General features: G+C 72.1%; 24 protein-coding genes. 13 read left to right on the forward strand and 11 right to left on the reverse strand.

What is annotated here, in order from left to right; translation table 11 throughout:
* Window positions 1-160 precede the first annotated feature (160 nt).
* The 3 genes from AC5JJ1_RS13930 to cysK form a co-directional block, all read right to left on the reverse strand.
* Window positions 161-352, reverse strand: a complete 192-nt coding sequence (locus AC5JJ1_RS13930) for a calcium-binding protein (RefSeq protein ID WP_495785705.1) — start codon at window positions 350-352, stop codon at window positions 161-163.
* 159 nt (window positions 353-511) lie between these two features.
* A complete protein-coding gene (locus tag AC5JJ1_RS13935; protein ID WP_495785706.1) occupies window positions 512-1306 on the reverse strand; it encodes an enoyl-CoA hydratase/isomerase family protein in 795 nt (264 codons plus the stop codon).
* 6 nt (window positions 1307-1312) lie between these two features.
* A complete protein-coding gene (gene cysK / locus AC5JJ1_RS13940; RefSeq protein WP_495785707.1) occupies window positions 1313-2227 on the reverse strand; it encodes a cysteine synthase A in 915 nt (304 codons plus the stop codon).
* A 113-nt stretch (window positions 2228-2340) separates the two neighbouring features.
* Here cysK and AC5JJ1_RS13945 point away from each other — a divergent pair, with 113 nt between their 5' ends.
* Complete coding sequence (locus AC5JJ1_RS13945; protein WP_495785708.1) at window positions 2341-3027, forward strand: DsbA family oxidoreductase; 687 nt, start codon at window positions 2341-2343, stop codon at window positions 3025-3027.
* 8 nt (window positions 3028-3035) lie between these two features.
* On the opposite strand, the gene AC5JJ1_RS13950 is transcribed toward AC5JJ1_RS13945, so the two are convergent.
* Window positions 3036-3776, reverse strand: coding sequence for an SDR family oxidoreductase (locus tag AC5JJ1_RS13950; RefSeq protein WP_495785709.1), 741 nt, complete (start codon window positions 3774-3776; stop codon window positions 3036-3038).
* A 109-nt stretch (window positions 3777-3885) separates the two neighbouring features.
* Here AC5JJ1_RS13950 and parA point away from each other — a divergent pair, with 109 nt between their 5' ends.
* From parA to AC5JJ1_RS13980, 6 genes are all read left to right on the forward strand, one after another.
* On the forward strand, window positions 3886-4533 hold the full coding sequence (parA, locus tag AC5JJ1_RS13955) for a ParA family partition ATPase (RefSeq protein ID WP_495785710.1): 648 nt from the start codon (window positions 3886-3888) through the stop codon (window positions 4531-4533).
* A 3-nt stretch (window positions 4534-4536) separates the two neighbouring features.
* Window positions 4537-4998, forward strand: coding sequence for a CopD family protein (locus AC5JJ1_RS13960; protein ID WP_495785711.1), 462 nt, complete (start codon window positions 4537-4539; stop codon window positions 4996-4998).
* Window positions 4995-5441, forward strand: a complete 447-nt coding sequence (locus tag AC5JJ1_RS13965; protein ID WP_495785712.1) for a GNAT family N-acetyltransferase — start codon at window positions 4995-4997, stop codon at window positions 5439-5441. Before AC5JJ1_RS13960 ends, AC5JJ1_RS13965 begins: the two co-directional genes overlap by 4 nt.
* On the forward strand, window positions 5441-5866 hold the full coding sequence (locus AC5JJ1_RS13970) for a GNAT family N-acetyltransferase (protein ID WP_495785713.1): 426 nt from the start codon (window positions 5441-5443) through the stop codon (window positions 5864-5866). The genes AC5JJ1_RS13965 and AC5JJ1_RS13970 overlap by 1 nt, the downstream gene beginning before the upstream one ends.
* A 118-nt stretch (window positions 5867-5984) precedes the next feature.
* A complete protein-coding gene (locus AC5JJ1_RS13975) occupies window positions 5985-6365 on the forward strand; it encodes a hypothetical protein (protein ID WP_495785714.1) in 381 nt (126 codons plus the stop codon).
* Between the two features lie 14 nt (window positions 6366-6379).
* Window positions 6380-7723 carry a hypothetical protein gene (locus AC5JJ1_RS13980; protein ID WP_495785715.1) on the forward strand — a complete coding sequence of 448 codons (1344 nt, stop codon included), beginning with the start codon at window positions 6380-6382 and terminating at the stop codon, window positions 7721-7723.
* Here the strand turns inward: AC5JJ1_RS13980 and AC5JJ1_RS13985 are convergent.
* A complete protein-coding gene (locus tag AC5JJ1_RS13985) occupies window positions 7713-8648 on the reverse strand; it encodes a DMT family transporter (RefSeq protein ID WP_495785716.1) in 936 nt (311 codons plus the stop codon). The genes AC5JJ1_RS13980 and AC5JJ1_RS13985 overlap by 11 nt on opposite strands.
* 37 nt (window positions 8649-8685) lie before the next feature.
* On the opposite strand from AC5JJ1_RS13985, the gene AC5JJ1_RS13990 reads away from it, so the two are divergent.
* Genes AC5JJ1_RS13990 through metC form a run of 4 tightly spaced genes read left to right on the forward strand, consistent with a single transcriptional unit; the run spans window position 8686 to window position 12101 of the window.
* On the forward strand, window positions 8686-9324 hold the full coding sequence (locus tag AC5JJ1_RS13990; protein WP_495785717.1) for an NUDIX domain-containing protein: 639 nt from the start codon (window positions 8686-8688) through the stop codon (window positions 9322-9324).
* Window positions 9324-10046: an alanyl-tRNA editing protein gene (locus tag AC5JJ1_RS13995; protein WP_495785718.1), complete on the forward strand. Its 723-nt coding sequence runs from the start codon at window positions 9324-9326 to the stop codon at window positions 10044-10046. Before AC5JJ1_RS13990 ends, AC5JJ1_RS13995 begins: the two co-directional genes overlap by 1 nt.
* 7 nt (window positions 10047-10053) lie before the next feature.
* Entirely contained in the window at window positions 10054-10899 is an 846-nt protein-coding gene (locus AC5JJ1_RS14000) for a sulfurtransferase (protein ID WP_495785719.1), read from the forward strand.
* The gene (metC, locus tag AC5JJ1_RS14005) at window positions 10899-12101 is read left to right on the forward strand and encodes a cystathionine beta-lyase (protein WP_495785720.1); all 1203 of its coding nucleotides are present in this window, start codon (window positions 10899-10901) and stop codon (window positions 12099-12101) included. Before AC5JJ1_RS14000 ends, metC begins: the two co-directional genes overlap by 1 nt.
* Here metC and AC5JJ1_RS14010 read toward each other — a convergent pair.
* On the reverse strand, window positions 12090-12992 hold the full coding sequence (locus AC5JJ1_RS14010; protein WP_495785721.1) for a LysR family transcriptional regulator: 903 nt from the start codon (window positions 12990-12992) through the stop codon (window positions 12090-12092). The genes metC and AC5JJ1_RS14010 overlap by 12 nt on opposite strands.
* Before the next feature lie 83 nt (window positions 12993-13075).
* Here AC5JJ1_RS14010 and AC5JJ1_RS14015 point away from each other — a divergent pair, with 83 nt between their 5' ends.
* The gene (locus AC5JJ1_RS14015; protein ID WP_495785722.1) at window positions 13076-14299 is read left to right on the forward strand and encodes an MFS transporter; all 1224 of its coding nucleotides are present in this window, start codon (window positions 13076-13078) and stop codon (window positions 14297-14299) included.
* Window positions 14300-14384: 85 nt separating this feature from the next.
* Here the strand turns inward: AC5JJ1_RS14015 and AC5JJ1_RS14020 are convergent, their stop codons facing one another.
* The 3 genes from AC5JJ1_RS14020 to AC5JJ1_RS14030 all read right to left on the reverse strand — a co-directional run bounded on the left by AC5JJ1_RS14020 (window position 14385) and on the right by AC5JJ1_RS14030 (window position 16856).
* Window positions 14385-15101: a cold-shock protein gene (locus AC5JJ1_RS14020; RefSeq protein WP_495785723.1), complete on the reverse strand. Its 717-nt coding sequence runs from the start codon at window positions 15099-15101 to the stop codon at window positions 14385-14387.
* Window positions 15102-15198: 97 nt separating this feature from the next.
* Window positions 15199-16458 (reverse strand): NAD(P)/FAD-dependent oxidoreductase, encoded by a 1260-nt coding sequence (locus AC5JJ1_RS14025; RefSeq protein ID WP_495785724.1) that lies wholly within the window; start codon window positions 16456-16458, stop codon window positions 15199-15201.
* Complete coding sequence (locus AC5JJ1_RS14030; protein ID WP_495785725.1) at window positions 16455-16856, reverse strand: AtzH-like domain-containing protein; 402 nt, start codon at window positions 16854-16856, stop codon at window positions 16455-16457. Before AC5JJ1_RS14030 ends, AC5JJ1_RS14025 begins: the two co-directional genes overlap by 4 nt.
* A gap of 111 nt (window positions 16857-16967) precedes the next feature.
* Here AC5JJ1_RS14030 and AC5JJ1_RS14035 point away from each other — a divergent pair, with 111 nt between their 5' ends.
* Window positions 16968-18245 (forward strand): family 1 glycosylhydrolase, encoded by a 1278-nt coding sequence (locus AC5JJ1_RS14035; protein WP_495785726.1) that lies wholly within the window; start codon window positions 16968-16970, stop codon window positions 18243-18245.
* A gap of 58 nt (window positions 18246-18303) precedes the next feature.
* Here AC5JJ1_RS14035 and AC5JJ1_RS14040 read toward each other — a convergent pair whose 3' ends face one another.
* Both AC5JJ1_RS14040 and AC5JJ1_RS14045 read right to left on the reverse strand, forming a co-directional pair.
* On the reverse strand, window positions 18304-19098 hold the full coding sequence (locus AC5JJ1_RS14040) for an FAD binding domain-containing protein (protein ID WP_495785727.1): 795 nt from the start codon (window positions 19096-19098) through the stop codon (window positions 18304-18306).
* 15 nt (window positions 19099-19113) lie between these two features.
* Window positions 19114-21501: a xanthine dehydrogenase family protein molybdopterin-binding subunit gene (locus tag AC5JJ1_RS14045; RefSeq protein ID WP_495785728.1), complete on the reverse strand. Its 2388-nt coding sequence runs from the start codon at window positions 21499-21501 to the stop codon at window positions 19114-19116.
* Window positions 21502-21558 lie beyond the last annotated feature (57 nt).

Raw genomic sequence — 21558 nt, forward strand, 5'->3', positions numbered from 1 at the left:
CGCCTGCCCCGCTGCCGGCCAGCAGGATCCAGTCGTCGCCGGAGCCGCCGAGGACATGGGCGCCGTCGAAGGCGGTGATGGTGTCGTTGCCGGCGCCGCCGAGGATGGTGGCACGGCCGGACTGGTGCAGCAGCGTGTCGTTGCCGGCGCCGCCATTGAGCTAATCCTGGCCGCCATCGCCGCTCAGCGTGTCGTCGCCGCCGCCGCCGATCAGGGTATCGTTGCCCGGCCCGCCCAGGAGCAGGTCCTGCCCTGGCCCGCCGTCGAGGGAGTCGTCGCCGCCGAGGCCGAGCAGCGTCTCGTTCGCCGCGCTGGCGATCAGGGTGTCGGCACCGGACGTTCCTGTAGCCACGATGGGACTCGCACCGTCTTGGTTCGGGCAGGGCAGGCGCCTGGCGCCCGGCCCCCGCGGAGGGCAGGAGCGGCCGGCACCCTCCCGCTTCCGCGATTGCGCCCGGCCTCGGCTCCTGCGTCAGCCTAGCGGACGAAGCGTAAATAAATCGTGGCGCCCTCAGCCGGCCCAGCGCGGTTTCCGCTTGGCCCTGAAGGCCGCGATCCCCTCCTGCGCCTCCTCGCCAGAGGCAGTCCGGGCGAAGGCGGCCGCCCCCGCCTCGGCATAGGCCTCGGGCGCGACGGGGCCAAGGGCGGCGAGCAGCCCCTTGGTCTCGGCCAGCGCCTCGGGCCCGCCTTCCAGCACCGCCGCGATCGTCGCGCTGGCCTGCGCCGCCAGCGCCGCCGCATCCGGCAGCACTTGGTGGACGAGGCCGATCCGCCCGGCTTCCGCCGCGTCGATCACCGCCGCCTCCAGCACCAGCCGGGTCGCCGCCGGGCGGCCCATGCGCCGCACCAGCCAGGGGAGGATCTGCGCCGGTACCAGGCCGCGCCGCACCTCGGGCGCGGCGAAGCGGGCATTGCCGGCGGCGAAGGCGATGTCCGCCGCGCAGGCGAAGCCGAGCCCGCCCGCATGGCAGGAGCCCTCGACCGCGGCGATCACCACCTGGGGCAGCGCCGCGATCTCGGCGAAGCGGGCGCCGATTCGCCGGTTGCGGGCCTGCTGCCGGGCCAGCTTCCGCTCCGGCGTCTCGTCCGTCGCCACCTCGGTCAGGTCGAGGCCGGCGCAGAAATGGCCGCCCGCCCCCGCGATGACCAGCACCCGCGCGCTGCGGTCCGCGGCGAGCTCGGACAGCAGGCGGTCCCAGGCCTCGCCCATGGCCGTGCTGATGGCGTTGCGCCGCTCCGGCCGGTTCATGGTGGCGCGGATGACGGGCCCCTCGCGGGTCACCAGCAGCGGGGTCTCATCGGCCATGGGCACTCACTCCGGCAGGAAGTCGGGGATGGAGAGGTAGCGCTCGCCGGTGTCGTAGTTGAAGCCGAGCACCCGCGCGCCGGCGGCCAGCTCGGGCAGCTTCTGGGCGATGGCCGCGAGCGTCGCGCCGGAGGACATGCCGACCAGCAGCCCCTCCTCCCGCGCCGAGCGCCGGGCGAACTCCTTCGCCGCCTCCGCCTCGACCTTGATCACGCCGTCCAGCAGCCCGGTCTCCAGATTGGCCGGGATGAAGCCGGCGCCGATGCCCTGGATCGGATGCGGCGAGGGCTCGCCGCCCGAGATCACCGGCGAGGCCGCGGGCTCCACGGCGAAGACCTTCAGCCCCGGCCACTCGGCCTTCAGCATCCTGGCGCAGCCGGTGATGTGCCCGCCGGTGCCGACGCCAGTGATGAGGGCGTCGAGCCCGTCCGGGAAATCCTCGAGGATCTCCCGCGCGGTGGTGCGGACATGCACCTCGGGGTTCGAGGCGTTCTCGAATTGCTGCGGCATCCAGGCGCCGGGCGTCGCGGCCACGATCTCCTGGGCGCGCGCGATGGAGGCCTTCATCCCGCCCGCCCGCGGCGTCAGGTCGAAGCTCGCCCCATAGGCCAGCATCAGCCGCCGCCGCTCGACCGACATGCTGTCCGGCATGACGAGGACCAGCTTGTAGCCCTTCACCGCGGCAACCATGGCGAGGCCGATGCCGGTATTGCCCGAGGTCGGCTCCACGATCGTCCCGCCCGGCTTCAAGGCGCCGGAGGCCTCGGCCGCCTCGACCATGGCCAGCGCGATGCGGTCCTTGATCGAGCCGCCGGGATTCGCCCGCTCCGACTTGATCCAGACCTCCGCCGTGCCGAACAGCCTGGTCATGCGGATATGCGGCGTGCCGCCGATGGTGGCGAGGACGTTCTGGACCTTCATGGCGGCTCCCTCCCGGTTGCAGCCGGGGAGGATGCGGGGCCGCCGCGCGCCCGTCCAGCCTTGCGCCCCGGGCGCCGGGGCCCAACCTTGCCGGAACATCGAGGAGAGCCGCCATGGACCAGCCCCGCCCCATTGCCCCGCCTGGCCGGATCGACGTGGTCTCGGATGCCATCTGCCCCTGGTGCTGGGTCGGCAAGCGCAACCTCGAGGGGGCGCTGGCGATCCTCGCGGAGGAGGGCGAGCGCTTCGAGGTGCATTGGCGCGCCTTCCAGCTCAACCCGGACATGCCGGCGGAGGGCGTCGACCGCGCCAGCTACCGCGCCGCCAAATTCGGCAGCGAGGCGCGCGGGCGGGAGCTGGATGCGCAGGTCGCCGCGGCCGGCCGGGCCGCCGGGCTCGAATTCCGCCATGACCTGATGCGGCGCACGCCGAACACCGTGGATGCGCACCGCCTCATCCATTGGGCCGGCGAGCGGAGCCTCGCGCTGCAGTCCGCGGTGAAGGAGGCGATCTTCCGCGCCTATTTCCAGCAGGGCCAGGATATCGGCCAGCGCGAGGTGCTGGCGGCGCTGGCCGGCGAGGCCGGGCTGGATGCCGAGGCGGCGGCCGCCTTCCTCGCCAGCGGCGAGGGCGCGGAGGAGGTCCGCGCCGAGGATGCCGGCTTCCGCCAGATGGGGCTCTCCGGCGTGCCGACCTTCGCGCTCGACGGGCATGTGCTGTTCAGCGGGGCGATGCCCGCCGAGCGGATCGCCGAGGCCATCCGGCGGGGGCTCGCCATCCTCCGCCGCCAGGCCGCCTGAGGCCGGGCTCAGTAGGTCGCCCGGCCGCCCGAGACGTCGAAGACGGCGCCGGTGGAGAAGCTGCAATCCTCGGTCGCCAGCCAGCAGGCGAGTGCGGCGATCTCCTCCACCTCGACGAAGCGGTTCGCCGGGATCTTGCTCAGCATGTAGCCGATCTGTGCCTCGGTCATCTGCTTGAAGATGTCCGTCTTCGCCGCCGCCGGCGTCACGCAGTTCACCCGGATGCCGGTGGTCGCCAGCTCCTTGCCGAGCGACTTGGTCAGCCCGATCACGCCTGCCTTCGCCGCCGAATAGGCCGCAGCATTCGGGTTGCCCTCCTTCCCCGCCACCGAGGCGATGTTGACGATGCGGCCGTAATCCCGCACCCGCATCCCCGGCACCACCGCCCGGCAGCAGAGGAAGACGCCGGTGAGGTCGATCTCGATCACCTGCCGCCAGGCATCCACCGGGTAGCTCTCGACCGGGGCGTTCGGCCCGGTGATGCCGGCATTGGCGACGAGGATGTCGAGCGGCCCGAGCGCCGCCTCGGTCGCCGCGAGCGCCGCCTCGATCGCGGCAAGGTCGGTCACGTCCACTCGCGCGGCGAAGCCGCCGAGGCGGGCCGCCTGCCGCTCCGCCTCCGCCAGGTCGACGTCCCACAGGGCGACGCGGCCGCCGCTCGCCGCCATCCGCTCGGCGATGGCGAGCCCGATGCCGCGCGCCCCGCCGGTGATGGCCGCGACCCGGCCCTTCAGGTCAAGCTGGTTCATGTCCATCCTCCCTCGATGACCCGAGGCTAAACCGGGGGCCCCGGCATGGCGATGCTGGCCTCCGCGCCGATCCGGGTTAGGTTGCCCGCTTCGGCTGGGAGTCGCAGGGATGGCCTTCGTGGTGGCAGTGGCGCAGCAGAAGGGAGGCGCCGGGAAGTCGACCGTCGCGGCCAACCTGGCGGCGGCGCTGGCGGCCGAGGGCCACCGCGTCGCCCTGCTGGACACCGACCCGCAGCAATCCCTCCTCCGCTGGCATCAGGAGCGGCAGAAGCAGGGCGACCGCGCCCGGCCGCTCAGCTTCGACACGCCCTCCGGCTGGCGCGTCCCCGGGGCGCTCGACCGGCTGCGGCGGGACCAGGACTTCATCATCGTCGACACCCCGCCCCATGCCGAGACCGAGGCGAAGCAGGTGATCCGCGCCGCCGACCTGGTGCTCATGCCGATGCAGCCCTCGCCCGCCGATTTCTGGGCCAGCGAGGCGACGGTGAAGCTGGCGGTCGAGGCGCATCGCCGCGTCACCGCCGTGCTGAACCGCGTCCCCGCCCAGGGGCGGCTGAAGGAAAGCATCCGGGCGGCGCTGGCCGAGCGCGGCGTGCCGGTGCTGGAGGGCGGCCTCGGCAACCGGGTGGAATTCGTCACCGCCTTCCTCGACGGGCTCGCGGTGACGGAATCCGCGCCGAAGAGCCCGGCGGCAGCCGAGTTGCGGGCGCTGGCCACGGCCATCGCCGCCATGTCCAAGGCCCATTCCAAGGGATGACCGATGCTGGGTAGCCTGTTCTACGCCCTCCACGTGCTCGGGGCGGTGCTCTGGGTCGGGGGGATGGTCTTCGCCGTCCTCGTCCTCCGCCCGGCGCTCGCGGTGCTGGAGCCCTCGCCGCGCCTCGCCGTGCATGAGGCGGCGCTCAAGCGCTTCTTCCTCATCGTCTGGCATGCCATGCCGACCCTGCTGCTGACCGGATACCTGCTGCTCTTCGGCTGGTATGGCGGCTTCCGCGGCGCGGGCTGGCACATTCACGTCATGCACCTCACCGCGCTGCTAATGGCCGGCGTCTTCCTGACCATCGTGACCGGGCCCTGGCGGGAGTTCCGCACTGCCCGCGCGCGGGGCGATGCCGCCGGCGCCGTCGCGCAGGCCGAGCGCATCCGCCAGCTCATCACCATGAACCTGGCGCTCGGCCTGCTGACCGTCCTGGTCGCCGCCTGGGGGCGGTTCGGCGGATGAGCGACGCGCAGCGGGACGCCCGGCCGCCGATCGAGATCAGCGAGGACGACTATCCGGAGATGGAGGCGGTGGCCGCCATCCAGCGCGGCCTCCATGCCTACAACCAGGAGATGGGCGGGCCCTACGACCGCGAGCCGGTGACCGTCCTCGCCCGCGACCCCGCCGGCCAGGTCCTCGGCGGGCTGCTCGGCCTGACCTACTGGAACTGGCTCTTCATCGACTGGCTCTGGATGGCGCCGGACCAGCGCGGCCAGGGCCTCGGCGGGCAGCTGCTCGAGCGGGCGGAGGCCATCGCCCGCGCCCGCGGCTGCACCCATGCCTATACCGATACCTTCAGCTTCCAGGCGCCCGGCTTCTGGACGCGGCACGGCTATGCCGAGTTCGGCCGGCTGGAGGGCATGCCGCCGGGCCATGCCCGCATCTGGTTCCAGAAAGCGCTCTGATGCTGGCGCTCGAAGTTTCGGCCCGCCCGGCGCCGGCGGACCGCAAGGCGGTGAGCCGCGGCCTCGATGCCCATAACCGCGCCGCCTATGGCAGGCTGGGCGGGACGGAGCGTTGGATCCTGGCGCGCGACGCGGCCGGCACGGTGCAGGGCGGCGCGAAATGCGAGATTGCCTGGGGCTGGCTCTATGTCGACTGGCTCTGGGTCGCCGAGGCCTTTCGCGGCCAGGACTGGGGCACCCGCCTGCTCGCGGCGGCTGAGGCGCTGGCGCGGGAGAACGGGTGCATCGGCACCCATCTCAACACTTGGTCCTTCCAGGCGCCGGGCTTCTACCGCAACCGAGGCTATGTCGAGGTCGGGCAGGTGATCGACATGCCGCCGGGCGCCATCCGCTACTGGTTCGCCAAGCGCCTCGATCCCGCCTGAGACGGCGTTTTTCCGCTGACAGATGCAATCGAGGCGTTAGAACAGGGGCCTGCGGTCAGCATTCCGGCAAGCTTGCCCTGCAATGCTGGGCCGCGTCGCGGTTGGGGGATTCGAGTCTTTGGGCGAGCAGCATGACCTGGCCGAGGCGGCGCCCGCGGTGGAATTGGCGCTGCTGCGGTCCATCGCGCTGGCGCTGGCGGAGGCCGAGGCGGCCGGCACGCCCCTGCCCGCCCGGCTCGCCGATAGCCTCGGGACCTGGCTGCAGGGAGGCTGGCTGGCCGGCGAGGCGCCGGACCGCGACTTCGCCCAGGGCTACCTCGCCGGGCTCGAAGCGGCTGCGCGGCACTGCGAGACCGCGGCCGAGCGACGCTTGGCCGAGCGTCGCCTCCGCTGGAGCCCGCTGCGCCGGCGCGGCCTCGGCCGTTGGGCGGCGCAGCTGCGGAGCGTCGCCGGCAACCTCCGCCTGATGGCGCGCGGCGTGCGGCCCCAGGCCGGTTGAACGGGACACAGGCGATGCTCGAACGGGTCCTGAGGCCGGCCAGGCGGCAGATCGAGGCGGAGCGCGACGACTACCGCGCCGAATACGAGCGGCTCTCGGCCCTGATCGGCCGCGCTGAATACGAGCGCGTGCTGCTGCAGCGCCATGCCGATGCGGCGATGGCCGAGGCGGCGGAACTCCGCGCCGAGTGGGATGCCCATGCCGCCGCCCGCGACGCCGCCGAGGCGGCGGCCGGGCAGGCGCTCGCCGATGCCGCGGCGATGCGTGCCGGCTGGGAGGAGCATGCCGCCGCCCGCCGGGCCGCCGAGGCCCGCATTGCCCCGGCCGAGGCCCGGGCGGAGGCGGCGGCGGCCGAGGCGGCCCGGCTGCGGTCGGGCTGGGAGGAGCACCTTGCTGCCCGGCAGGCGGCGGAGGCGGAGAGCGCCAGGCTTCGCGCGGACTGGGACGCGCATCTCGCCGCCCGCCAGGCTGCGGAGCAGGCGCGCAAGACCGCCGAATCCCGCTTCAACGAGCTCCGCGCCGCCGCCCTCCGCGTCCGCGCCGAGCGCGATGCCCTGCTGCAGGGCCGTGAGGCGACCGAGGCCCGCGCCGCCGAGGCAGCGGCCCTCGCCGGGCAGCACCGCGCCGCCCGCGAGGCGGCCGAGGCAGAGGCCGCCAGCCTCCGCACCGAGCGCGACGCCGCGCGCCGGGCAAAGGCGGCCGCCGAGGCTCGCGCGACCGAGGCGGGCAGCCTTGCCGAGCAGCACCGCACCGCCCGCGAGGCGGCCGAGGCCGAGGCCGCCAGCCTCGGCGCCGAGCGCGACGCCGCCCGTCAGGGCGAAGCCGCCGCCGCGGCCCGTGCCACCGCAGCGGCCAGCCTCACCGAGCAGCAGCGCAATGCTCGCGAGATGGCCGAGGCCGAGCTCGCCATTCTTCGCGCCGAGCGCGATGCGGCCTGCCAAGCGGAAGCCGCCGCCGAAGCCGAGGCCAGCAAGGCCCTCGCCGCCCGCGACAAGGCCCTGGCCGAGGCGCGGGCCGCCGTCGCCTCCCTCGCCCGGCTCGAAGCCGAGCATGCCAGCCTCAGCCTCGCCCGTAATGCGGCCGAGGACATCCGCAACCACGCGCAGGAGACGGTGATGATGCTGCAGATCCAGCTCCTCCGCCTGCGCGCGGAGACCGGCCGCCTCGCCCCGCCGGAGCCGGATGCGGAGGAGGCCGAGGAGGAATTCGAATTCGACGAGGCGTGGTACCTGCGGAAATACCCGGATGTGCAGGCGGCGGTGAAGGCGGAGTTCGTCGCCTCCGGCCGCGAGCATTACCGCCGCTACGGCCGCAACGAAGGCCGCCTGCCGGTGCCGGAGCAGCCGGTCAGCGCCTGAGGCCGAGCGCCACCTCCCGCCGCCAGATATAGAGCCCGCTGCCGACCAGCACGGCGATGCCGGCAGCGTCCCAGCCATCCGGCAGCTCGCCCCAGAGCAGCCCGCCCATCAGCGTGGTCCAGAGGATGGCGGAGTATTCGAAGGGGGCGAGCAGCGTCGCCTCGCCGCGCCTGTAGGCCTCGGTCATCATCACCTGGGCGATGGCGGAGAGCAGGCCGGTGCCCACCAGCATCGCCCATTGCAGGGGACTCGGCGCCACCCAGACCGGCAGGGCGAGCGCGCCGGAGACGAGCGTGGCGCCGAGGGCGAACCACAGCACGATCGTCGCATTGCTCTCGCCGGCGTGGCCCATGCGGCGGATGGTGATCATCGACAGCGCCCAGCACACCGCGCCCGCCAGCACGGCGAGGGTCCCCGGCAGGTGCCCCTGCCCTGCCCCGCCACCTGTCCCGCCCATGGGCAGCGCCATCAGCAGCACGCCGCCGAAGCCGACCAGCACCGCGATCCCCCGCCGCGGCCCGACGCGCTCGCCGAGCAGGGGGATGGAGAGCAGCGTGAGGAACAGCGGCATGGTGAAGCCGAGCGCCGTCACCGTCGCCAGCGGCAGCACCGCGTAGCCGTAGAAGGCGCCGGCCATGCCGACGAGGCCGGTCAGCATCCGCACCGCATGCAGCGCGGGGTTCCGGGTGCGGAGCGCGGCGATCCCGCCCGCCTGCCAGAGCAGCGGCAGCAGGGCCGGGATGGCGAAGAGGTTGCGGCACAACACCACCTGGGCCAGCGGCAGCTCGCCGCGCAGCCCCTTCACCAGCGCGGCGGCCAGCGAGAAGACGGCGGCCGCGCCCAGCACGCCGAGCACGGCGCGCCGGCGCCGCGCGGCGAGGTCCGAGGCGGCCTCGGCGGGGAGGATTTGGGTCGGGGAGTCCATGGACGGCGTTTCGGGGCGAGTCTAGGGTCCTCGGCGCATGAAAGCCAGATCACCCAAGGCGCCGCCGATCCCGGCGCATCCCGGACTCGAGGTGCAGGCGGATGAGGTCGTCTGGGACGGGCGCTTCCCGCTCCAGCGCGTGCGCTTCACCTACCAACGCTTCGACGGCGTCCGCTCCGCCGAGCTGACCTGGGAGCTCTGGCGCCGTGGCCGTGGCATCGCCGTGCTGCCCTATGACCCGGCGACGGATGCCGTGGCGCTGATCGAGCAGTTCCGCCTGCCCGCGCTGGCCGCCGGCCTCCCGGCGGTGATGACCGAATGCGCCGGCGGCTTCCTCGAGCAGGGCGAGGACCCGGAGGCCGCCGCCCGGCGCGAGCTGGAGGAGGAGACCGGCCTCCGCCCCGACCGGATGGAGCGCATCGGCCGCTTCATGCTGATGCAGGGCGGTTGCGACGAGACGATGTTCCTCTACGCCGCCCGCGTCGCCCTGCCCGAGGCCGCCGATGCCGGCACGCATGGGCTGGTGCAGGAGGGCGAGGATATCCGCGTGCTGATCCTGCCGGCGGAGGAGGCCTTCGCTCTGCTGGATGCCAACCGCATCGAGAATGTGACGGCCGGGCTCTGCCTCTGGTGGCTGCGCCACCACCGCGCCCGGCTGCGCCAGGAATGGGCCTGATGCCGACCGAGCTCCTCTACCGCGACGATGCCTACCTCACCGAAGCGGCCGCGACGGTTCTCGCCGCAGGGCCCGAAGGAGTGGTGCTGGACCGCACCTCCTTCTACGCCCAGGCCGGCGGCCAGCCCGGCGATGCCGGCTGGCTGCGCTGGGAGGGTGGCGAGATGGCCGTCGCCAAGGCCGTGAAGGGGCCGGAGGACAGCATCCTCCACCTCCCCAGCGAGGGTGCCGCGCTGCCGCCGGTCGGCGCCGCCGTGACGGCCGTGCTCGATTGGGGCCCGCGCCACCGCCACATGCGGATGCACACGGCACTGCACCTGCTCTGCAGCCTGATCCCCGGCGCCGGCGTCACCGGCGGGCAGATCGGCGCCGACCGCTCTCGCCTCGATTTCGACCTCGCCGCGCCACCGACCAAGGAGGCGCTGACCGAGGCGCTGAACGCCCTCGTCGCCGCCGACCACCCGGTCGGCGAGCGCTGGATCAGCGAGGCGGAGCTGGATGCCAACCCCTCCCTCGTCCGCACTCTCTCGGTGCAGCCGCCGCGCGGCGCGGGGCGCATCCGCCTGGTGCGGATCGGGCCGGACGAGGCGCCGGTCGACCTGCAGCCCTGCGGCGGCACCCATGTGCGCCGCACCGGCGAGATCGGCCGCGTCGAGGTGACGAAGCTCGAGAACAAGGGCAAGCAGAACAGGCGGGTCTATCTCGTGCTCGTCGGGGAGTAGGCAGTCGATGGAGAACCTGGTTTCCACGGAATGGCTGGCCGCCGAGCTCGGCAAGCCGGACCTCATGGTCTTCGACACCACGAAGTACCTGCCGAACGAGCCCCACGACGGCAAGGCCAAGTTCGCCGAGGCGCATGTGCCGGGCGCCGACTACTTCGACATCGACCTCGTCGCCGACCCCGATTCCGCGCTGCCGCACATGATCCCGACGGCCGCGCGCTTCGAGAAGCTGATGGGGCTGTTCGGCGTCTCCAACGCCTCGCGCATCGTCTTCTACGACCAGAAGGGCCTCGCCTCGGCCGCGCGCGGCTGGTGGCTGATGCGGCTCTTCGGCCATGCCCAGGCGGCCGTGCTGGATGGCGGGCTGCCGAAATGGGTGAAGGAAGGCCGCCGGACCGAGGCCGGCCCGCCGCCGCCCCGCGACTCCGCCGAGTTCACCGCCGACTTCCAGGCCGAGCTGGTGCGCGGCATCGGCGACGTGAAGCGCATCGTCCGTCAAGGTGGCGGCGGGGCGCTGATCCTCGATGCCCGCGCCAAGGGCCGCTTCGACGGCACGGCGGCGGAGCCGCGGCCGGGCCTGCCCTCCGGCCACATGCCGGGCGCGGCCAATCTCCCCTTCACGGAGCTGCTGAAGCCGGACCAGACCCTGCTGGACCCGGCGGCGCTGCGCGAGCGCTTCAGCGCCGCCGGGGTCACCGCGGAGCGGCCGGTCGTCACCACCTGCGGCACGGGCGTCACTGCCTGCATCCTCTCGCTCGGCCTGATGCAGGCTGGCTTCCCCGAACCCGCCGTCTATGACGGCTCCTGGACCGAATGGGCCGGCCGGCCCGAAACCCCGAAGGTGCACGCCTGATGCCGGACGATTCCATCCCCTCGACAAAGACCCAGGGCTTCGCCACCCGCCTGAGCCATGCCGGCCGCGCGGGGACGCATGTGCATGGCTTCGTCAATCCGCCGGTGCATCGCGGCTCCACCGTGCTCTTCCCGAATTGCGAGGCACGGCGGGAGGGCGCGAAGCGTCGCTTCGAGCAGTTCATGACCTATGGGACGCAGGGCGGCCCGACGCACTACGCCTTCGAGGATGTCATCGCCGAGATCGAGGGCGGCACGCGCTGCCTGGTCGTCGGCACCGGCCTCGCCGCCGTCGCGGTGCCGCTGCTCGCCTACCTGAAGGCCGGCGACCACTGCCTGATGCCGGACAGCGCCTATGGCCCGGCCCGCAACATCTGCGAGGGGCTGCTGAAGAACTGGGGCATCGAGACGACCTATTACGACCCGACGGTGGACGAGGAAGCGGCCGTCGCGCTCATCCGTCCGAACACCAAGGTCTTCTACACCGAGAGCCCCGGCAGCCACACCTTCGAGGTGCAGGACATCCCGGCCATCGCCCGCGCCGCGCATGCGCGCGGCGTCAAGGTGCTGATGGACAATACCTGGGGCATCCATCACTTCATGCCCTTCCAGCACGGCGTCGATGTCTCCATCCAGGCGCTGACCAAATATGTCGGCGGCCATTCCGACGTGCTGCTCGGCAGCGTCACGGTGAACAGCGAGGCCGACTGGCAGGCGGTGCGCAGCACCGGCTCGCTGCTCGGGCAATATGCCTCGCCGGACGATGTCTGGCTGGCGCTGCGCGGCGTCCGCACCATGGCCGTGCGCCTGAAGCGCCAGGAAGCGAGCGGGCTCGAGGTCGCCCGCTGGCTGGAGGCGCGGCAGGAGGTGAAGCAGGTGATGCATCCCGCCCTGCCGAGCCACCCGCAGCACGCCATCTGGCGGCGCGACTTCACCGGCTCCTGCTCGCTCTTCGGCGTCGTCTTCCAGCCGCGCTATGCGATGGCGGATGTGGCGCGCTTCATCGACAGCCTCGCCCTCTTCGGCATCGGGGCGAGCTGGGGCGGGTTCGAGAGCCTTGCCATCCCGACCACGGGCTTCATCACCCGCACCGCCGGCACCGGCGAGTTCGGCGGGCCGATGGCGCGGCTGCATATCGGCCTCGAGGAGCCGGCGGACCTCATCGCCGACCTGGAGCAGGCGCTGGCGACGCTAGGCGGCTGAGGCGAGCGCCTCCTTCAGCCACTCCCGCAGCCGACGGATGGCCGGTTGCGCGGCGGCCTCCGGCCGGGTGACGAACCAGTAGTGCTGCCCGTTGCCGCCGAAGCGGCGCGGATGGGCGAGGCAGAGGCTGCCGGCGGCGATGCGGTCCTGCACCGCCACCTCCGGCGCGAAGCCGATGCCGAAGCCGCCTTCGGCCATGCGCAGCGCGGCCTCCATGGAATCCGAGACGATCTCCCGGCGCGGCCCCTCCGGCAGGCCGAGCCGCGCCAGCACCTTCGGCCAGAACTCCGCCAGCGGCTTGATGCCGAGCAGCGGCCCCTCGGCGATCTCGGCCGGCGTCAGCGCCGCCCGGCCGGCCATCCGCGCCGGCGAGGCGAGCAACACGGCGGTGGTCGAGGCCAGCCGCTCCGAGGCCAGATGCGCCGGCGGCCGTCGCCCCATGCGGATGGCGACGTCGCAGGCGCCGCTCTCGAGGTCGGCGGCGCGGCTGGAAAGCTCCACCCGCAGCTCGATCCCCTCGCGCCGCAGCGCCTCCATCGCCGGCAGCAGCCAGCGCCCGGTGAAGACCGGTGCGCCGGAAACGGCGAGTGGCCCGCGCGGCGCCCGGGCTGCACCATAGGCCGCGGCGATGGCGCCGAACCCCTCGGCCAGCGCCGCGGCGAGGCTCGCCCCCGCCGGGGTCAGCGCCACGCCCCGATGCAGGCGGCGGAAGAGCGGCACGCCGAGCGAGGCCTCGAGCCCCCGCACATGGTGGCTGACGGCCGAGGGCGTCAGCCCGATCTCCGCCGCCCCGGCCTGGAAGCTGCCCTGCCGCGCCGCCGCCTCGAAGGCGCGCAGCGCGGCGAGCGGCAGGGCGCCGAAGCCGGCATGGTTCGCATGATTCAGGCTCATCCCACGGGAGAGACTATTCGTTGGACGCGTGTCCCGCCAGGGAGTCTGCTGACAGTCCAGAACTCCAGGGGACCGACCGGACCATGGCTGACTTCCGCGCGCTGAGGCCCGTCGCGCCCATCCTCATCGGCGCCTCGGTCATGCTGAGCCTTGCCATGGGGCTGCGGCAGAGCCTCGGCCTCTTCATGCAGCCGGCCGTGCAGGACATCGGCATCGCCGTCTCCCAGTTTACGCTGGCCGTTGCGGTGCAGAACCTGGCCTGGGGCTTCCTGCAGCCCTTCGCCGGGGCGATCGCTGGGCGGCACGGCTTCCGCCCGGTGCTGATGGTGGGCGTCGTCGCCTACCTCGCCGGGCTGGCGCTGCTGGGCCTGGCGCAGTCGGCCCTCATGGTGACGCTGGGGGCGGGGATGCTGATCGGGCTGGCGCTGGCCTGCACCGCCTCCGGCATGGCACTCTCCGTCGCCTCGCGGCCGGTCTCGCCGGCGCTGCGCAGCACGGTGCTCGGCATCGTCTCCGCCGCCGGCTCGCTCGGGGCGTTGATCGCAGCCCCCATCGGGCAGCTTCTGTCGGCCGGCTATGGCTGGCGGATCGGCGTCGCCGGCTTCTTCCTGCTTGGCCTCGCTATGCTGCCCGCCGCCTGGGCCGCGGGGCGCGTCGACAAGGTGGCGCTGCCGCCGGCGCGGGACGATGCGACGACGGCCGGCGCCGCCTTCGGCCTCGCCATGCGGCACGGGCCCTTCCTCGTCATGTCGGGGGCCTATTTCATCTGCGGGCTGCAGCTCGTCTTCCTGACGACTCACCTGCCCTCCTACCTGCAGATCTGCGGCATGGACCCGATGCTGGCGGCCGAGGCGCTGGCGGCGATCGGCGGCTTCAACGTGCTGGGCAGCCTGTTCTTCGGCTGGGCGGGCGGGCGCTGGTCCAAGCCGGCGCTGCTGGGCGGGATCTACCTGATGCGCTCGCTGGTGCTCGCCTGGTACTTCGCCGTGCCGCCGACGCCGGCCAGCACGCTGGTCTTCGCCTCCATCATGGGCTTCCTCTGGCTCGGCGTGGCGCCGCTGGTGGGCGGCATGACGGCGGAGATGTTCGGGCTGCGCTGGCAGGCGATGGTGCAGGGCCTCGCCTTCACCAGCCACCAGGTCGGCAGCTTCCTCGGCGCCTTCGGCGGCGGGCTGATCTTCGACCAGCTCGGCTCCTACGACCTCGCCTGGAAGCTTGGGGTTGGGATGGGTCTGGTGGCCGGGACGATCCAGATGCTGGCCGCCCTGCCGCGCCGCCCGGCGGCGCCGAGGCCGGCGCCGGCCTGAGCCGCCTCGCCCCGATACGAGAAAGGGGCCCCGGCCTACCGGCCGGGACCCCCTTCAACCCGTCGCACCCTGTGGCGCGAGGACCCTATTCCTTCAGGCTGACCGCCTGCCGCCCGCGCTGGCCGTCCCGCACGTCGAGTGCGACCTTCTCGCCCTGCTGCACATCGGCCTTGCCGGCGCGCTGCAGCACGGAGGAATGCAGGAAGACGTCCTGCCCGCCGTCATCCGGGGTGACGAAGCCGAAGCCGCGCACCTGGTCGAACCACTTGACGGTGCCGTTCACGGCATAGGTCGGGCCGCCCGCATCGCGGTCGCCGAAGTCGCGCCGCGGCGGACGATCGCCGAAGCCAGCGCGCGGGCCGCCGAACCCGCCGCCGCCGGCGCCGAAGTCGCGCCGCGGGGGGCGATCGCCGAAGCCGCCACCGCCGAAGTCGCGCCGCGGGGGCCGGTCGCCGAAGCCACCGCCGCCGAAGTCGCGCCGCGGCGGGCGATCGCCGAAGCCGCCTTCGCGAAAGGGCCGCCGTGCCGCACCCGCCACCGCTGCCCCGCCGCCATCGCCGAGCTTGCGTTCGGTGATGCGCGTCACCAGCCGTCGACCCTGCCGATCCGTGCCGATCTCGCAGACCAGCGTGTCGCCCGTCTCAGGCGGCTCGATCCCGGCCTCGGTCAGGGCGGAGGCGTGGAAGAACACGTCCTGTCCGTCGGGGCCGAGCACGAAGCCGAACCCCTTGCGGGCGTTGTACCATTTCACCTGGGCCTCGACGGGCCCGGCGCCGCCCTGGATGTCGCTGTCGGAAGGCACTTGCTGATTGATCCGTATCTAGGTCGAACGGCCCACGAGGATGCAGGACCGCTACTTGGAAGGATGACATCGCCGCCGCGACAAAGCGAGCACGAAATCATTCGAATCGGCCCGGATCGAAGGGTTTCGCATCGATCTCCGTCGCTTGCCCGGTCAGCATTTGCGCCACCAGCCGGGCCGAGCGCGGGGCCGAGACCAGCCCGACATGACCGTGGCCGAAGGCATGGACGACATCCGCCGTCGCCCGCGCCGGGCCGATGCAGGGCAGCCCGTCCGGCATGCTTGGCCTATGGCCCATCCAGACCCTCACCCGCTCCGCCGGCAGGTCGCGCGGCAGTCCGGGGAAGCTGCGCAGCAGGTGGTCGCGCAGGATCTCGGCGCGCTTCCAGTTGGGCGCGGCGGCGAGCCCGGCGATCTCCACTTGCCCGGCGCAGCGCAAGCCGCGTGCCGTCATGGTGACGGACATCTTGCCGTCGGAGGGCATCAGCGGCGTGCGCGGCCCGACCTCGGCGCCCTCGATCATCGCGTGGTAGCCGCGCTCCGTCTCGAGCGGCACCGCATCCCCGACGGCGGCGGCGAGCGGGCGCGAATGGGCGCCGGCGGCGATCACGGCGCGGTCGGCGGCAACCTCCCCCGCCTCGGTCCGCACCGCGCGCAACCGGCCCACCTCGAGGCGGAAGCCGGTGGCGCGGGCGGCGATGCGCTCGGCGCCCTCCGCCTCGGCCAGCGCCACCAGCGCCGCGACATAGGCGCCCGGGTCGCGGCAATGCCCGCCCTCCTCCACCAGCGCGGCGAAGCCGTAGCGGCGGTCGAGCTCCGGCTCGCGCTGGCGCAGCTCATCGGCGGAAAGCTCGATCCACTCCACGCCGACCTGGCGGCGGATGCGCCAGGCCATGGCCTCCGCCTCGTATTCGGCGCGGGAGGGGTAGATGTACATCAGCCCCCGCCGCTCGATCAGGTGGCCGACGCCGGCCGCCTCGGCGAGTACGGCATGCAGCGCCGGCGCGCCCTGCAGAAGCGCCCGCAGCGCCTGCGCCGTCCTCAGCACCCGCGCCTCGGTCCAGCCGGAGGCGAGGTAGCGCGCCAGCCAGGGCAGCACGCGCGGGAAGTACCCCCAGCGGATGGCGAGCGGCCCGAGCGGATCGGCGAGGAAGCCGGGGACCTTGCGCCAGAGCCCCGGCACGGCGGGCGGGATGACGGACATCGGGCTCAGCCAGCAGCCATTGCCATAGCTCGCCGCCTGCTCGCCCCCTGGCGGCCCCGGCTCGATGATCGTCACCCGATGCCCGACGCGCAGCAGTTCAAGCGCCGTGCAGGCGCCGAGGATGCCGCCACCAATGACGACGCTATGGGTCAACGCTGCACCCGCCCGGGGTCGCCCCCGGCCAGCAGCGAGACATGGGCGGAGACGACCCGCCAGCCCTGCTCCGGCAGCCGGGCCATAATCTTTGTCTCGCGCCCGATCAGGCCGCTGTCCTGGCGCTGGTATTCCAGGTGGGTGCAGGCGAAGTCCTGCCCGAAGCTGGTGACCTGCACCCGCCGGATGGCGCGCGGCGCATAGCGGGCGACGCTCGCCCGGAAGGCGCGGATCGCCTCGATCCCGTAGAGGATCTCGGTGATGCCGAAGCGCACTGTCCGCGGGTCCGCCCAGAAGCAGGCATCCAGCGTGGCGGCATCGTTGGCGGCGATCGCCGCTTCGTAGCGGTCGAAGAGGGCGCGGGCTTCGGCGATCACCGCCGGGTCGTCGATCTGCATGTGGCAAGGATGCAGCGCTTGCGCTTGCCGAGCAAAGATTACGCGCAGTTCATGTGCAGCGGCTCACGGAATACTGAATACTCATCGGATCACGCTTTCGTGGGACCCGCCATGCTGGACGCCCTGACTACCCGCCCCGCCTCCCCCGCCGCACTCGGGCTCCACAGCCTGGCCGAACAGGGCTTCCTCTTCGCCACCGGCATCGAGAACAGCGCGCCCACCATCCAGAATGGCCGCGTCCGTCGCGACCAGATGGCCGAATGCGGCCATTACGACCGCTGGCGGGAGGACCTGGCGCTGGTGAAGGAGATCGGCTGCGGCGTCCTGCGCTACGGCCCCCAGCTCCACACCAGCCTCCGCGGCCCGGGCCTGCACGACTGGGCCTTCGCCGACGAGACCTTCGCCGAGGTCCGCCGCCTCGGCATCCTGCCTGTGGTCGATCTCTGCCATTTCGGCGTGCCCGACTGGATCGGCGACTTCCAGAACCCGGATTTCCCCGAGCTCTTCGCCGCCTATGCCGAGGCCTTCGCCCGGCGCTTTCCCTGGGTGCAGCTCTACACCCCGGTGAACGAGATGTTCATCACCGCCGTCTTCTCGGCCAAGTACGGCTGGTGGAACGAGCAGCGGACGGATGACCGCAGCTACGTCACCGCCATCAAGAACATCGTCCGCGCCAATGTCATGGCGATGCAGGCGATCGTCCGCGTGCGGCCGGATGCGATCTTCATCCAGTCGGAGTCGACCGAGCAGTTCCACCCGGAATGCCCGGACTCGCTCATCCATGCCGAGCACCGCAATGCCGAGCGCTTCCTGACGCTCGACCTCAACTACGGCCACCGCGTCTGCTCCTCGATGTACGAGTACCTGCTCGACAACGGGATGACGCGGGAGGAGTACCACTTCTTCCAGCGCTCGGCCCCGGCCCTGAAGCGCCATTGCATCATGGGCAACGACTGGTACGCGACCAACGAGCACATCATCGGCGCCAACGGCCACAGCCGCTGGGCCGGCGAGGTCTTCGGCTACGACACGGTGACGCGGGACTACTACGCCCGCTACGGCCTGCCGATCATGCATACCGAGACCAACATGGACGAGGGCCCCCGCGGCGACGAGGCCGAGCGCTGGCTGTGGAAGCAGTGGTCCGGGCTGATGCGCCTCCGCCGCGACGGCGTGCCCATCCTCGGCTTCACCTGGTACTCGCTGACCGACCAGATCGACTGGACCCACGCGCTCCGCGAGCGCCGCGGCGACGTGAACCCGCGCGGGCTCTACGACCTGGACCGCAAGATCCGGCCGGTCGGGCGGGCCTATCAGCGGCTGATCGAGGGCTGGCGGCCGGTGCTGGCGCAGCAGGGGCATTGCCTCCGGCTGCCGGTGACGGCCTGAAAAAAGAAAGGCCGGGGAGAAGGTATTCTCCCCGGACCCCTCATCTACTTCTGCGACTTCAGCCGGCGGCGGCGACGGCGCGCTTGGCCATGACCGTGACTAGGTGGGCGCGGTACTCGGCGCTGCCATGGATGTCGCTGTTCAGCCCATCCGCCGGCTGCTTCACGCCGGCAACGGCGTCGGGGGACCAGTTGGCCGCGAGCGCATTCTCCATCTCCGCCTGACGGAAGACGCCCGGGCCGGCGCCGTTGATCGCAACGCGCACCCCGCCGCCGGTCTTGGCGACGAAGGCACCCGCCATCACGTAGCGGCTGGCCGGGTTGCGCATCTTGGCATAGCCCGACTTCTCCGGGATCGGGAACTCGATCGCCACCAGCAGCTCGCCCGGCTCCAGCGCCGTGGTGAACATGCCCTGGAAGAAATCGTCCGCCACGATGCGCCGCTTGTCGGTGACGATCGTCGCATTCAGCCCGAGCACCGCCGAAGGGTAGTCCGCCGCCGGGTCGTTGTTGGCGACGCTGCCGCCGATCGTGCCCCGGTTGCGCACCTGCGTGTCGCCGATGGTGGAGGCCATCTGAGCGAGGGCCGGGATCGCCGCCTTCACCTCGGGGCTGGTCGCCACCTCGACATGCTTGGCGAGCGCGCCGATGACGAGCTTGTTGCCCTCCCGCTTGATCCCCTTCATCTCGGCGATGCCGGAAAGGTCGACGACGGAGGTCGGCTTGTTCAGCCGGTGCTTCAGCGCCGGCAGCAAGGTCTGCCCGCCCGAGATCGGCCGCGCATCCGGATCGGCCGAGAGCAGCTTCACCGCATCCGCCAGCGAGCCGGGCTTGTGGTACTCGAAGTCATACATCGCTCGATCCCCTGATCATTCCGCGGCCATGGCCGGCCGGCTTGCGTTGATGATGCCCCAGACTTTCGCCGCCGTCGCCGGCATCTCGATATGCCGGACGCCGTACTCCTTCAGCGCATCCACGACGGCATTGATGACCGCCGGCGGCGAGCCGATCGCCCCCACCTCGCCGCAGCCCTTCACCCCGAGCGGGTTGTGGGTGCAGAGGGTGGTATGCGTGGCGACACTGACGGGCGGCAGGTCGTTCGCCCGTGGCATCTGGTAGTCCATGAAGCTCGCCGAGACGAGTTGGCCCTCGCTGTCGTAGACGCAGGATTCGAGCAGCGCCTGGCCGATACCCTGCGCCACGCCGCCCTGCACCTGGCCCTCGACGATCATCGGGTTGATGACCCGCCCGACATCGTCGACGGCGGTGAAGTTGACCACGGTGGTGATGCCCGTCTCCGGCTCGATCTCGACCTCGCAGATATGGCAGCCGCCGGGATAGGTGAAGTTCTTCGGGTCGTAGAAGGCGGTCTCGTCGAGGCCGGGCTCCAGCTCCTCGATCGGGTAGTTGTGCGGCACATAGGCGGTGAGCGCGATCTCGCCCCAGGACTTGGTCTTGTCCGTCCCGGCGACGCGGAAGGTGCCGCGGTCGAATTCCACGTCCTCGACCGAGGCCTCCATCAGGTGGGCGGCGATACGCCGCGCCTTGGCGACGATCTTGTCCATCGCCTTCACCATGGCCGAGCCGCCGACCGCGAGGCTGCGGCTGCCATAGGTGCCCATGCCGAAGGGGATCTTGGCCGTGTCGCCATGCACGATGTCGACCTGCGCCAGCGGCACGCCGAGCCGGTCGGTGACGAGCTGGGCGAGCGTCGTCTCATGCCCCTGGCCATGGCTGTGGGTGCCGGTCAGCACGGTGACGCTGCCGGTCGGATGGACGCGGATGGTGCCGACCTCGTAGAGGCCCGCCCGCGCCCCGAGCGAGCCCACCACGGCCGAGGGCGCGATGCCGCAGGCCTCGATATAGGTGGAGATGCCGATGCCGCGCAGCCTGCCGCGCGCCTTGGCCTCCGCCCTCCGCGCCTCGAAGCCGGCCCAGTCGGCCGTCTTCAGCGCCTGGTCGAGCGTTGCCGTGTAGTCGCCGCTGTCGTATTGCAGGGCGACCGGCGTCTGGTAGGGGAAGGCGTCGTTCGGGATGAAGTTGCGCCGGCGGATCTCGATCCGGTCCATCCCCGTCTCGGCCGCCGCCACATCCACCAGCCGCTCGAGCAGGAAGGTCGCCTCCGGCCGCCCGGCGCCGCGATAGGCATCGACCGGCACGGTGTTGGTGAAGACCGCCTTCACCTCCGCATAGACGGTCGGCGTGGTGTACACGCCGGCCAGCAGCGTCGCGTAGAGATAGGTCGGCACACTGGTGGCGAAGGTCGAGAGATAGGCGCCCATATTGGCGAGCGTCTGGACGTGCAGCGCCAGGAACTTGCCGTCCGCATCCATGGCGAGCCGCGCCTTGGTGACGTGGTCCCGCCCATGCGCATCGGTCATGAAGCTCTCGGTGCGCTCGGCCGTCCACTTCACCGGGCGCTTCACGCGGCCCGCGGCCCAGGTGACGATCGCCTCCTCGGCATAGTGGAAGATCTTGCTGCCGAACCCGCCGCCCACATCCGGGGCCACGACCCGCAGCTTGTGCTCCGGCAGGTGGAGGACGAAGGCGCCCATCAGCAGCCGGATCACATGCGGGTTCTGGCTGGTGGTGTAGAGGGTGTAGTCCTCCGTCGTCGGGTCGTAGTCGCCGATGGCGGCACGGGGCTCCATCGCATTCGGCACCAGCCGGTTGTTCACCAGCTCGAACTCGACCACCTTGGCCGCCTTGGCGAAGGCCGCCTCGTTGACCGCCTTGTCGCCGATATGCCAGTCGTAGCAGACATTGCCGGCGACGCCGTCATGCACGAGCGAGGCGCCCGGGGCGAGCGCCGCCTCCATGGTGGCGACCGCCGGCAGCACCTCGTACTCGACCTCGATCGCCTCCGCGGCATCCTTGGCCTGGGAGCGAGTCTCGGCGATCACCGCCGCGATGGCGTCGCCGACGAAGCGCGCCTTGCCGACCGCGAGCACCGGGTGCATCGGCTCCGCCATCGGCGTGCCGTCCTTGTTGTGGATCTGCCAGCCGCAGGGGATGCCCCCGAGGTCCGGCATGTCCGCCCCGGTGAAGATGGCGACCACGCCCGGCATCGCCGCCGCCGCCGCGGTATCGATGGAGACGATCCGCGCATGGGCATGCGGGCTGCGGAGGATGGCCGCATAGGTCTGGTTGGGGCGGTTGATGTCATCGGTGTACTGGCCGCGGCCGGACAGGAAGCGCAGGTCTTCCTTGCGCCTGACGCTGGCGCCGATGCCTTCGAACGGGGTCACGACATTCATCTGCAACGCCTCCCTGGGTGCTGCGCGCCCCGCCTTGTGCGGCAGGGTCTCTTATGA

The organism is Belnapia sp. (assembly GCF_059504005.1).

Bases quoted from the DNA above. Each gene is read 5' to 3' on its own strand.
- AC5JJ1_RS14035 (WP_495785726.1), top strand. From the start codon at position 16,968: ATGCTGGACGCCCTGACTACCCGCCCCGCCTCCCCCGCCGCACTCGGG.
- AC5JJ1_RS14030 (WP_495785725.1), bottom strand. From the start codon at position 16,856: ATGCAGATCGACGACCCGGCGGTGATCGCCGAAGCCCGCGCCCTCTTC.
- AC5JJ1_RS13970 (WP_495785713.1), top strand. From the start codon at position 5,441: ATGCTGGCGCTCGAAGTTTCGGCCCGCCCGGCGCCGGCGGACCGCAAG.
- AC5JJ1_RS14000 (WP_495785719.1), top strand. From the start codon at position 10,054: ATGGAGAACCTGGTTTCCACGGAATGGCTGGCCGCCGAGCTCGGCAAG.
- AC5JJ1_RS13945 (WP_495785708.1), top strand. From the start codon at position 2,341: ATGGACCAGCCCCGCCCCATTGCCCCGCCTGGCCGGATCGACGTGGTC.
- AC5JJ1_RS13995 (WP_495785718.1), top strand. From the start codon at position 9,324: ATGCCGACCGAGCTCCTCTACCGCGACGATGCCTACCTCACCGAAGCG.
- AC5JJ1_RS14040 (WP_495785727.1), bottom strand. From the start codon at position 19,098: ATGTATGACTTCGAGTACCACAAGCCCGGCTCGCTGGCGGATGCGGTG.
- AC5JJ1_RS13985 (WP_495785716.1), bottom strand. From the start codon at position 8,648: ATGGACTCCCCGACCCAAATCCTCCCCGCCGAGGCCGCCTCGGACCTC.
- parA (WP_495785710.1), top strand. From the start codon at position 3,886: ATGGCCTTCGTGGTGGCAGTGGCGCAGCAGAAGGGAGGCGCCGGGAAG.
- AC5JJ1_RS13960 (WP_495785711.1), top strand. From the start codon at position 4,537: ATGCTGGGTAGCCTGTTCTACGCCCTCCACGTGCTCGGGGCGGTGCTC.
- AC5JJ1_RS14045 (WP_495785728.1), bottom strand. From the start codon at position 21,501: ATGAATGTCGTGACCCCGTTCGAAGGCATCGGCGCCAGCGTCAGGCGC.
- metC (WP_495785720.1), top strand. From the start codon at position 10,899: ATGCCGGACGATTCCATCCCCTCGACAAAGACCCAGGGCTTCGCCACC.
- AC5JJ1_RS14010 (WP_495785721.1), bottom strand. From the start codon at position 12,992: ATGAGCCTGAATCATGCGAACCATGCCGGCTTCGGCGCCCTGCCGCTC.
- AC5JJ1_RS13950 (WP_495785709.1), bottom strand. From the start codon at position 3,776: ATGAACCAGCTTGACCTGAAGGGCCGGGTCGCGGCCATCACCGGCGGG.
- AC5JJ1_RS13965 (WP_495785712.1), top strand. From the start codon at position 4,995: ATGAGCGACGCGCAGCGGGACGCCCGGCCGCCGATCGAGATCAGCGAG.
- AC5JJ1_RS13980 (WP_495785715.1), top strand. From the start codon at position 6,380: ATGCTCGAACGGGTCCTGAGGCCGGCCAGGCGGCAGATCGAGGCGGAG.
- cysK (WP_495785707.1), bottom strand. From the start codon at position 2,227: ATGAAGGTCCAGAACGTCCTCGCCACCATCGGCGGCACGCCGCATATC.
- AC5JJ1_RS13990 (WP_495785717.1), top strand. From the start codon at position 8,686: ATGAAAGCCAGATCACCCAAGGCGCCGCCGATCCCGGCGCATCCCGGA.
- AC5JJ1_RS13935 (WP_495785706.1), bottom strand. From the start codon at position 1,306: ATGGCCGATGAGACCCCGCTGCTGGTGACCCGCGAGGGGCCCGTCATC.
- AC5JJ1_RS14015 (WP_495785722.1), top strand. From the start codon at position 13,076: ATGGCTGACTTCCGCGCGCTGAGGCCCGTCGCGCCCATCCTCATCGGC.